Consider the following 11709-nt stretch of genomic DNA (forward strand, 5'->3'; position numbering starts at 1 on the left):
ATATCAAAACCACGTATAGCAAATGTACTTGGATTAACTTTATTCTTTTTTCTGTAACTCTGCATGAATATCTGAGCTTCTGGAGTATTATTTTCACGAGTTGCAGAAGGATACATCAAATGAAGCTTGGTCAAATTCTCAAAACTGATTTCGTCCGTATCCAAAGTTTCATTAGGTTCCAAAATAACCAATTGCACTTGATAATTAGCCATAGCGCCAAGCATCGTATTTATAGTGTATTTAATCATTCCTGTATTGGCAGTTTCCAAAATAACATAATTCATCTTGTCTTTTACCAATAACTTTTTAAAACTCTCTACATCCAAACCGCCTGTAGCAGTTAATGGTGCAATTTTAATTTCTTTTTGATTTTCTAAAATGTATTTTCTAATAGTTTCTTTTTTCTTATCAATCACCGCTATTACATTCCCTTGCTTAGCAGTTAAAAAATCAAACATAGCTGTTTTTAAAACAGATGTAGATACAATTGATTGATATAAATTTGGCATTGGATTACCGGCATCTTTAGACAATGGCGAAATTACAGGCACATTGTTTTGGGCAAATAAACCAGCAGTTTTTTCAACATTACTTTGATAAAATGGTCCAACTACTGCATCTGCATTAGCAAGACCGTTATCACTAAAAACAGAAGCAACATTTGAAGTTGTTTTGGTTTCATTGGAATCAAAAATTTTCACATCCATATTAACACCAACCTGTTTAGCAGAATCTATCGCCATCATAGCACCCGAATAAAAATCTAAAGTCATATTCAGAAATTTATCATTGTTCAATCGATTGACAGTAGAACTGATTGTATCTCCACCATTTTTGGCAATATTAAAAGGTAACAACAATACCAAAGTCTTTTTATCCTGACTACTTTTTTTGGTCAAAACAACTTTTTGTTTTGTCGAATTTACAGCTATTTGATTTGATTTTGACGGCACTTTCAAAACCATTCCTTCTTGAACACCAGCTGACAAAATTGGATTCAATTCAATTAATTGCTGTTGAGTTAATCCAAACATTTTAGACAAACTATAAAATGTTTCCTTTGGTTTTACCGTATAATCAATATAGTTTACTGGTTCAGGAACACTGACAGTTACATGTTTTTCACCCGTAACTTTTGCTTCGGCAGGAACAATTTTAGTTACTGGTTTAGGTCCATTTCCTTTTATCAACAACTCAAATCCAACAGTTAAATTAGCAACAATCTCAGGGTTTTTTCGTTCCAATTCTTCAATAGTAATATCATATTGCTTGGCTATCGAATACTTAGTTTCTTTTGGTTGCACCGTATGATAAATTGCTACATTCTTTGCAGCTACAGTAGTTTTTGGATTATTTTTAGAAGGAATATTCAAAACTTGACCTACCTGCAAACCATATTTTTCAAGATCTGGATTGGCTTTTTTCAAAGCTTCATCAGTTACATCGTATTTATTTTCAATCCCAAATAAAGTTTCCTTGGCAACCACTACATGTGTTTTTGGAAGTTGCTTTGCTGTTTTTACTGGAGTCACATTGTTTTTCCCATTACTTTTTGGAATCAACAATACACCATTAGGCTTCACGCCGTTTTGTGCATCTGGATTGAGTTTATAAATTTCGTAAGGAGTGATTTTAAATTTTTGAGCAATTTGGTTTACTGTTTCTCCTTTAGCAACAACATATTTATCTATTTTTTCTTGCGAAAAACTTGAAGTAACTGAAAATAAAATAGTACAAAATACTACTGAAAAATAGTTCATATTAGCGAGGTTCATGTGTGTTTTTAATTTCAGTAAAAATACTGTCTTTATAACAAATATTCTTTCTATCGTTGTTAATTTATTCCTTAATTGAATTATCCGAAATTACATTCGCAATAAATGATTTTCCAAAAAGTGGCTTTCCTTGTTTTTGTATACACTCGTATTGCGCTTCTTCTTTGGTAGCAATCATTTTTGAATAAACATAATACGAAAGTATGTTCATATTGTAGAAAAAATTAGCATCTAAGAAACCAGAATCGGTTAATTTTCTAATTAAAGCATCTCTTTCAGTTGCGTCTTGAAAGTTACCCACTACAACATAATATCCAGATTTTAAATCCTTTATTCCTTCAACTTTTTCAATTTTAATTGCTTTAACTTTAGTTGGTTGTTTAGCCAATTCTTTTTTAATTTGATCCAAAGTAAGTGACTTAGACGCTACTCCTGTTTTAGCCTTAGTTTGAGATTCATGTGCTTTATTTTGATAACTTTGATTTTTTAATTTAGCCAAATTATCATCAAACAAACGAGCTTGTTTACTATAAAAAGTAGCCTTACTGATATGTAATTTCAATTCTGATTTACTCTCATTATTTAAGGAATCCAATTTTGTAATCAACTTCATGTTGTTCAAATCACGAGTTTTTTGTTCCATTTCCATGTTCTTCAAATCCACTGGAGTGAATTTCACAGTCTTTGGATCTGCTTTTGCTTTACTGTTTTCCCTGATACTTTTCTTGTATTCCTGATTCTCTTCCACAACAATTCGCTCCGCTTTGTCCATCAAACCAGAATATACTTTTCTATTTTCTGCCAATTGCTTTTTAAGTTGTTGAGACAATTCATTCGTCTTTTGGATATTTTCATTAGATATTTTTTGCAAACGGATGGATTCATCAAGATCAACTAATTCTGTTTTTTTCAAATCATTCAAATCTTTACCCATCGTTTTTACCAATGAATCCAATTTGACCAAAAGAATTTCTTGAATATTTTTATTGGCCTCCAAAACTAATTTAAGTTTTTCGGCTGAACCTTCTTTCGTATTATCAATTTCTTTCAGATTCACCAAAAGACCATTTACATTAATTACCTTTTGATTGATTTCTTCTTGTAATACGAGTTTTTCTTTAAGGCTGTTAATTTCTTTGGCATTCGCTTTGGATTTTTCGACCACAACTTGTTTTTCTGCCAATGCAAGCATTAACTCCTCATTTTCATTGGTTGGCTTCACTTCTTTTACATTGATAGCCAATTTATTTCCTTCAGTCAATCCGTTTACAATTTCTGGATTTTGAGATTCCAATTGCTCTACAGTTATTCCAAATTGTTTTGCTATAGAATACTTCGTTTCTTTGGCTTTTACCACATAAAAAACAGTTTCGGCATTGATAACTCTCACTCTACCGTCAAGTGTTTTCTTTTTGTTTGGTATTTTAATTTCTTGTCCTACTTGCAAGCCTCCTTTTAAAATATCAGCATTGGTTTTATCTAAATCTTCAACAGATACATTATAAAGTCTGGCAATGCTGAATAATGACTCTTTAGCCTGAACTAAATGAGTATTTTTTGCAACACCTGTTTCTGTTTTCTGAGTATTATCTTGCGGAATAACTAATTGTTGCCCTACTTGCAATCCATTGGCGAGAGCAACAGTATTTGCACTTTGAATGGCTTCAACTTTGACATTATATTTTGTTGCTAGCCCAAACAAAGTCTCCTTTGGAGCAACAGTATGAATAATTGTATTTTTGGATTGTAAGAGTAATTCTGGAATGGAAAGAATTTGGTTTTCTGTTATTCCATTTTGGGCTTCTGGATTAAGTCTATAAATTTCAGAAGGAGTAGTGTTGTAGTTTTGAGCGATTTGGGGGATAGTTTCGCCTTTTAAAACAGTGTGTTTTGTTGCAGATTGCTGTCCAAAAGAGACATTTGAAACAAAACCGATAAATAATAAAACTCTTAAAAGTCCTTTCATAAATATAATTTTAAAAATTAAGTCGTTACAAATGTAACGACTTAATGTTAAAAAAATTATATTATTCCCACTCAATTGTTGCTGGTGGTTTTGAACTTATATCGTAAACTACACGATTAACTCCTTTTACTTTATTGATAATATCATTAGATATTTTCATCAAGAAATCATAAGGAAGGTGTACCCAGTCTGCTGTCATTCCGTCTGTAGATTCTACAGCTCTTAGGGCAACAACTTTTTCGTAAGTACGCTCATCGCCCATTACTCCAACACTGTTTACAGGTAATAAAATGGCTCCTGCTTGCCAAACTTTATCGTATAATCCCCAAGATTTCAATCCGTCAATAAAAACTTTATCAACATCTTGTAAAATTTGCACTTTCTCTAAAGTAATATCTCCTAAAATACGAATAGACAATCCAGGTCCTGGAAAAGGGTGTCTTCCTAATAATTCTGGATCAATTCCTAATGTAGCTCCTACTCTACGTACTTCATCTTTGAAAAGCATACGCAAAGGTTCAACAATTTTAAGTTTCATATAATCCGGTAAACCACCTACATTATGGTGTGATTTAATTGTAGCCGATGGACCTTTTACAGAAACTGATTCGATTACGTCAGGATAAATAGTTCCTTGTGCTAACCAAGTAACATCTTCAATTTTATGTGATTCGTCATCGAAAACTTCGATAAAGGCATTCCCAATTGCTTTTCTTTTCAATTCTGGATCACTAACCCCAGCTAAAGCATCGTAAAAACGTTGAGAAGCATCTACTCCTTTTACATTCAAACCCATTCCTTCGTATTGATCTAAAACGCTTTGGAATTCATTTTTACGAAGCAATCCGTTATTTACAAAAATGCAATACAGATTTTTACCAATCGCTTTATTTAATAAAACGGCTGCTACTGTTGAATCCACACCTCCTGAAAGACCTAAAACAACTTTGTCGTTTCCGATTTTTTCTTTCATTTCAGCTACAATTTCTTCAACGAAAGCATTTGGTGTAAAATTTTGTGGAACCTCGGCAATTTTTACCAAGAAATTCTCAAGCATTTTTGAACCATCTGTAGAGTGAAAAACTTCAGGATGGTATTGAATAGCGTAAGTCGTTTCTCCTTCAATTTTGTAAGCAGCAAATTCCACATCATGAGTACTTGCTAGTTTTACTCCATTCGTTGGCAATACTTTAATACTATCACTGTGGCTCATCCAAACTTGACTGTTTTCAGAAACACCATCAAAGAAAGTTTCATCTTCTTTTATATAAGATAAATTGGCTCTACCATATTCTCTAGTATTAGAAGCTGCTACTTCGCCTCCACTAAAATGAGATAAATATTGTGCTCCGTAACAAACGGCCAGCATAGGAAGCTTACCTCTAATTTGTGATAAATCTGGATGTGGTGCATCTTCTCCTCTAACAGAAAAAGGGCTTCCTCCAAGAATTACGGCTTTATAACTTGATAAATCACTCGGAAAATGATTGTAAGGAAAAATTTCGCAGAATATATTTAATTCGCGAACTCTACGCGCAATAAGCTGTGTATATTGCGATCCGAAATCTAAAATAAGTACGTTGTGTTGCATGCGCAAAAATACTTTATATATTCGGATTTGAAAAATTGTATTTTGAAAAATTTTTATTTTATTTTTATCGAATAACTTTTCTTTATTTTAAGCAAAAGAGTTAAAAAAATTCAATAAAAACCAACAAAAAACAAAGATTATCCAATTTACATCTAATTATAAAAAACCAAAACCTACTATTAATTAAATTCAAATCTACACATTATGGCAAAAAAAATCTATTACTTCGGTATACTCGGGTTATTATTATTTGAAATTGCAAATGTTTATTTTATTATGCCAATGCCTGGAAGTCAAGAAATGAACAGTATTGATTTAGCCTATTTTCTATATTCTTGGAGATGGATTTTTAGAATAGTTTTTATTCTGATGTTACTTTATGGTTTCAAAGCTGCTTTTCAAAAATCAAAAATTTTCTCCCTTATATTTTTAGTTATTGCTATTGGAATTGGATATGCTACAAATTATATCATGGCCGCAGACTCCATGTTTCATCAAACCAATAATCTAAAAATGAGTGACGCTTCAAAAAGTAAAGTTGACACAAGCCGAATAGTAATTGGTATCACTTACAAAGGAGAATCCAGAGCTTATCCAATACAATTTTTAGGATACCACCACCAAGTGTTTGACACTATTTCCCAACATCCAATACTTGTAACCTACTGTACCGTTTGCAGAACTGGCCGTGTTTTTGAGCCAATAGTAAATGGTAAAAAAGAAACTTTTAGATTAGTGGGTATGGATCATTTTAATGCTATGTTTGAAGACAAAACAACCAAAAGCTGGTGGAGACAAGCTACTGGAGAAGCAATTGCAGGAACATTAAAAGGGCAATCTTTACCTGAATTACAAAGCAATCAGATGTCATTAAAAAAATGGCTCGACTTAAACCCAAAAAGTTTAATCATGCAAGTTGACAAAAATTTCAAAACGGAGTACGACAGCTTGAGCAATTATGAATCTGGCAGAAGAAAAGGAAATCTAACAAGAAGAGATACTCTTTCATGGAAAGATAAATCATGGGTTGTTGGCATTACCATTGACAATCAAAGCAAAGCATATGACTGGAATGATTTTGTCAAGAAAAGAATCATTTATGATGTAATCAACAATAAACCAATCGTGTTGGTTTTAGCCATTGACAAAAAGAGTTTTATAGCATTAGAAAGAAATAACAAGGAACAAAAATTCACTTTGAAGGGTAATTTATTAAATGATGGACAAAACAGCTATACATTTCTTGGAAAATCAATAAACCCTTTAATTAATGAGCTTAAACCAATGAAAGTATATCAAGAATACTGGCATAGTTGGAAAACATTTCATCCATTGACATTGAAATAACATTTATGTATATTTCTGTTCATATAATAATTCAATGGCAAAACCGTTAAATGATGAGATTGTATATCTAGTTAGATTACTTTTGCAAAAAAAACTCCAAATCATAAATTTAACCTTAAAATGAAAACAAAGAAATTTACAATTCTAGTTATTTTGGCTTTAATTATTGCGGCTTCTTGCAGTGAAGTAGACAAATTATTGACTTTTACTATTTCCGATCAAACTACTTTTAAAATAAATAGCGGATTACCTTTTAACTCTCCATTTGAAGTGGCTACTCCAGATGTTACAACCAATTCTACCTCAGAATTTAGTAACAACAACACTAATGTGGATTTAGTTAAAGATGTAAAACTGCAAGAATTAAAATTAAGTATCACTAATCCTGCCGATAAAACATTTAGCTTTTTAAAATCGGTTCACATGTATATCTCTACGACTGCCGATGATGAAATCGAATTAGCTTTTCTGGATAATATCAGCTCAACCACAAATACGATCAATCTAACGTGTACCTCTCAAAAATTAGACAAATACATCAAGGCTTCAAGCTACAAAATACGTACATCTGTAACAACAAGAGAAACCTTAACTCAAGAGATAACAGTAAAAGCGGATATAAAATTTAAAGTTACTGCCGATCCTTTTTAATCTTTTCTCCTAAAAGAACTCAAAAACTACTCTTTTACAAGTATAATAGTGGCTTTAAAGCCTGTTCCAAGATTCCATTCACTAGCCGAAACCAGATTCTTTTTATCGTCATAAACTCTGAATTCGGCAGTATTGGGACCAGAATCACCTTGATTTAATGCTTCAAAATCTATTTTATTGAATCCTTTTTGCAGAACGATTTCAAAACCTTTAAAATTACTGTCCAAATATACTTGAGATTGGATTACCTCACCATTCAAATACACCCTAATTAAATCTCCATCTACATATTGAGCATCTCTATACATAACTTTGGCAGATTCAGAAGCAGTTTTATAAGTACCTAAACTCTGATTGCGACGGTAAGCAACTCCTTCCTGACGGTCGGTTCTTTTATTTAATCTATCTTTTACTTCATCTCCAGGATTAATGAACTCATTCTTTGGAATCATGGAAATCTCACTCTTAACTTTTAGCTTGTAGTCAGAAACTGGATTAGGTGGTGACTGTACATTCGGGCTTTTATAAACATTAGGTGGAATAATTACAGAAGAGTCTATTGGAGGTGTAGTCTTCTTTTCTTTTGGTTTTATATTAACTGGCGGAATTCCTTTGAACTTTGTATTCGACTCAAATTGAGCATACGAACAAGTCGAAAAACCTATCAGAAAAATAAATAAAATTTGTTTCATAGTATTAAAAAAGTAGGTTTTATATCTAAAAACATTTTCCCAAAAATAAAAAAACAGTGATTATAAAATCACAAAACTAACATAATTTATTTCCCGTGACTTGTTAAGATATTCTAAATTCAAAAAACTAAAGGAAACCGCACCGTCAAAATCACATAATATAAATTCTTAACAATTTAATACCTTTTTAATCATATTGTCTTTTTCCTATTATTTAAATTAAAATATAGTTTTGAAAAAAAATAAACAAAATTAAAAATGAAGACTTTTTTATTTAGTATTTACACATTATTCCTTTTCATCAACACAAATGGACAAACCAAAAATGAAGTACTTTTTCAAGCAAAAATAGAAAACAGAAATTGGGATCATCTCTACATCAAGGACACCGATTACAATACAGTACAAATAATAGATATCGACAATAATGGAGTTTTCAAAGCTAACTTATCCATACAGGACGGCTTGTATTTACTATTTGATGGCTCTGAATATTTTAAAATTTATCTCAAAAAAGGATACGATTTGCAAATCACAATGGATGCTAACAATTTTAGAGAAACACTGAGATATTCAGGAACTGGAGCTGACATCAATAATTTTCTATCCGAAGAATCGTCTTATGAAGTAGATTACGATTATGGAAAACTCTCCCGTTCTAAAACCAGCAAAAAAACCGAAAAGCTAATTGCCGAAAAAGAAAAAACGTCTATACGAAGGCTAACTGCAAATCCAACTTTTGACAAGGAATTTGTAAACATCGAATTAGGCGCTTATAAATCACATTCAGACGAGTTAAGAAAATACTATGGAGAACTCAGAGAAATAAATTAACCAACAAAAATAAAACATCTTGCTAATTTTGTTATAAATAACAAAAAAACACAACCAATAAGGCCTCTCATCAGAAAGAGGCCTCTTTTTTAATTCTAATTTTTATAAATTGCGCGCTTTAAAGGAAACCTAGGATTTAGCTACCTTTAAACAGCAATTAACAAAACTAAAAACTAAATAATGAAAAGAGAAAACATTTTAACTGGGTCACCATGGGAAGACAAAATGGGATATTGTCGTGCGGTTCGAATTGGAAACATCATTGAAGTCTCTGGAACTGTTGCAATAGTTGACGGCGAAAAAGTAAAAGCTGATGATGCCTACGCCCAAACGTTAAACATCTTAGAAAGAGTTGAAAAAGTATTGGAAGATCTTAAAGTAGGAATGAAAGACGTTATTCGCACCCGAATTTTCACTACAGATGTTTCCACTTTTGAAGAAGTTGCAAAGGCGCATGCTACTTTTTTCAAAGATGTAAAACCTACTACAGGCTTTTATGGTATCAATCAATTGGTAGCACCAGAATACTTGGTCGAAATTGAATTTACCGCAATTGCTTCAGAATAATTCAAAAAATAGTATGAATTGTAATACTTTAGCATAAAATTTTATTCTAAAAAAGTATTGCACTTCATGAATTTTGAAAAAATAAAACAAATAATGCTTATCACACTCAAATGGGTTTTCATTTGTTGTTTGATAGGCATTTTTTCTGGTTCGGCATCTGCTTTTTTCTTGGTTTCATTAGAGTTTGTAACCCAAATCAGGAATAATCATGATTGGATTATTTGGCTTTTACCACTTGGAGGTTTACTTATTGGGTATAGTTACTTTTATTTTGATTCCAAAATTGCAAAAGGCAACAATCTACTACTAGAAGAATACAACAAACCCGAAAAGAAGATTCCTTTTATGATGGCGCCACTGGTACTTTTGTCCACATTAATAACTCATCTATTTGGTGGATCTGCTGGTAGAGAAGGAACAGCAGTACAAATGGGTGGTGCCATTGCCGATTTGTGTACTAATATTTTCAAACTAAATCATTCCGAAAGAAGAACCTTGATTATACTGGGGATAAGTGCTGGCTTTGCTTCGGTTTTTGGAACACCGCTAGCGGGAGCACTATTCGCATTGGAAGTTGTTTTTTTTAGCAAAATTACTTTTAGAAGCATTGCCTTTTCATTTCTTGTTGCCTACATTGCTTATTTTACTGTTGAATTCTGGGAAATAAAACACACCCGCTATAATATTCCTGAAGTTCCAGAAATGAATTTTACAGCTATCTTTTGGATACTTATCGTGAGTATCTTGTTTGGACTGGCAGCACTACTTTTCGCAAGAAGCACTCATTTTTGGGGAAAATTATTTTCAAAAAACATAAAATATCCACCGTTGAGACCTTTCATAGGTGGAATTATTCTAGCCATATCGATTTATTTTATTGGCACCACAAAATATATTGGATTGGGAGTTCCTATGATCGTTGATGCCTTTTCCATTCATAATGCACCTTATGATTTTCTTTTAAAAATTCTTTTTACTGGTTTCACACTTGGAGCTGGATTTAAAGGAGGCGAAGTAACTCCACTCTTTTTTGTTGGCGCTACATTAGGAAGCGCTTTATCAGTTGTTGTTCCTTTACCTATTTCTTTATTAGCTGGAATGGGATTTGTGGCAGTATTTTCGGGTGCTACCCACACTCCTATCGCCTGTACGGTTATGGGAATGGAACTTTTTGGTATTGAAAGCGGTGTCTACATTGGAATTGCCTGTATCATTGCTTACTTTTTTTCCGGTTCTATTGGGATTTACAAATCCCAGATTGTGAAAGGTCCCAAATCCATTTTGTACCAAAGTATTAGAAAAAAAGGATTAAAATACCTCTAGTCTATATTTCTTTATAATTTCTTAAAATTTTTCAAGTTTAAGTTTAAAAAATGTAATTTCGCAAACTATGAATATACAAGACATACAAGCGATACAGTTGTTATTATCAACTCCAAAAAAAATTGCCATAATTCCGCACAGAGGACCAGACGGAGACGCCATGGGCTCAACATTAGCATTATATCACTTTTTACTAAAAAACAATCACTATCCTACAGTGATTTCTCCCAATGATTTTCCCGATTTTCTAGCTTGGATGCCAGGCTCAGAAACAGTAAAAATATATGAAAAAGACAAAGAAGCTTGCACTAAAATCCTAGAAGAATCGGAACTGATTTTTACTTTGGATTTTAACGCTCTTCATAGAGTTGGTGAAATGGAACAAGTTTTAGAAAAACTTACCTCTCCTTTTATCATGATTGACCACCATCAATTGCCAGACAATTATGCAACCTACACCTATTCGGATGTTGCTTTTGGTTCTACTTGTGAAATGGTATATAATTTCATTTCTTTCTTGGACAAAAAACAAGATTTAGACAAAACTATTGCTACTTGCATTTACACTGGAATCTTGACTGATTCCGGGTCATTCCGATTTCCAAAAACTACCGGAACAACCCACAGGATTATTGCCGAATTAATTGACCTTGGGGTAGAAAACACTTTAATTCCCACATTATTATTTGACAATAGTTCTTACAATCGTTTGCAACTATTGGGTCGTGCTTTACAAAATATGAAAGTGATGATGGATCATAAAACATCTTATACTTCACTTACTCAAGAAGAATTAAACAGTTTTGATTATGTGAAAGGTGACACGGAGGGAATTGTTAATTATGGTTTAAGTATAAAAGGAATTGTTTTTACCGCTATTTTTATCGAAAACAAGGAAGAAGGAATCATCAAAATTTCTTTCCGTTCGCAAGGTAATTTTGATGTAAATCAATTTGCCCGAGA

General features: G+C 32.4%; 10 protein-coding genes. 6 read left to right on the plus strand and 4 right to left on the minus strand.

The window, feature by feature from the left end; translation table 11 throughout:
* The 3 genes from VFS71_RS09530 to guaA all read right to left on the minus strand — a co-directional run.
* Nucleotides 1-1775: LysM peptidoglycan-binding domain-containing protein (locus VFS71_RS09530; RefSeq protein ID WP_326400942.1), on the minus strand; the 1775-nt coding region annotated here is incomplete at its 3' end.
* Between the two features lie 64 nt (nucleotides 1776-1839).
* Nucleotides 1840-3741: a LysM peptidoglycan-binding domain-containing protein gene (locus VFS71_RS09535; protein ID WP_326400944.1), complete on the minus strand. Its 1902-nt coding sequence runs from the start codon at nucleotides 3739-3741 to the stop codon at nucleotides 1840-1842.
* A gap of 61 nt (nucleotides 3742-3802) precedes the next feature.
* Nucleotides 3803-5332 carry a glutamine-hydrolyzing GMP synthase gene (gene guaA / locus VFS71_RS09540; RefSeq protein WP_326400946.1) on the minus strand — a complete coding sequence of 510 codons (1530 nt, stop codon included), beginning with the start codon at nucleotides 5330-5332 and terminating at the stop codon, nucleotides 3803-3805.
* Between the two features lie 204 nt (nucleotides 5333-5536).
* Between guaA and VFS71_RS09545 the strand changes: the two genes are divergently transcribed.
* Both VFS71_RS09545 and VFS71_RS09550 read left to right on the plus strand, forming a co-directional pair.
* Nucleotides 5537-6679 carry a DUF3179 domain-containing (seleno)protein gene (locus VFS71_RS09545; RefSeq protein WP_326400948.1) on the plus strand — a complete coding sequence of 381 codons (1143 nt, stop codon included), beginning with the start codon at nucleotides 5537-5539 and terminating at the stop codon, nucleotides 6677-6679.
* Nucleotides 6680-6799: 120 nt separating this feature from the next.
* Nucleotides 6800-7330 carry a hypothetical protein gene (locus VFS71_RS09550; RefSeq protein ID WP_326400950.1) on the plus strand — a complete coding sequence of 177 codons (531 nt, stop codon included), beginning with the start codon at nucleotides 6800-6802 and terminating at the stop codon, nucleotides 7328-7330.
* Between the two features lie 26 nt (nucleotides 7331-7356).
* On the opposite strand, the gene VFS71_RS09555 is transcribed toward VFS71_RS09550, so the two are convergent.
* Nucleotides 7357-8022, minus strand: coding sequence for a hypothetical protein (locus VFS71_RS09555; RefSeq protein WP_326400952.1), 666 nt, complete (start codon nucleotides 8020-8022; stop codon nucleotides 7357-7359).
* A 258-nt stretch (nucleotides 8023-8280) separates the two neighbouring features.
* Here VFS71_RS09555 and VFS71_RS09560 point away from each other — a divergent pair, with 258 nt between their 5' ends.
* The 4 genes from VFS71_RS09560 to VFS71_RS09575 form a co-directional block, all read left to right on the plus strand.
* Nucleotides 8281-8856 carry a hypothetical protein gene (locus VFS71_RS09560; protein ID WP_326400954.1) on the plus strand — a complete coding sequence of 192 codons (576 nt, stop codon included), beginning with the start codon at nucleotides 8281-8283 and terminating at the stop codon, nucleotides 8854-8856.
* 180 nt (nucleotides 8857-9036) lie between these two features.
* Nucleotides 9037-9423 carry a RidA family protein gene (locus tag VFS71_RS09565; protein ID WP_326400956.1) on the plus strand — a complete coding sequence of 129 codons (387 nt, stop codon included), beginning with the start codon at nucleotides 9037-9039 and terminating at the stop codon, nucleotides 9421-9423.
* A 66-nt stretch (nucleotides 9424-9489) separates the two neighbouring features.
* Nucleotides 9490-10746, plus strand: coding sequence for a voltage-gated chloride channel family protein (locus tag VFS71_RS09570; RefSeq protein WP_326400958.1), 1257 nt, complete (start codon nucleotides 9490-9492; stop codon nucleotides 10744-10746).
* Nucleotides 10747-10813: 67 nt separating this feature from the next.
* Nucleotides 10814-11709 (plus strand): DHH family phosphoesterase (locus tag VFS71_RS09575; protein ID WP_326400960.1); only part of this gene is annotated, 896 nt, incomplete at its 3' end.

This window comes from Flavobacterium sp. (assembly GCF_035760125.1).
Lineage (GTDB): Bacteria > Bacteroidota > Bacteroidia > Flavobacteriales > Flavobacteriaceae > Flavobacterium.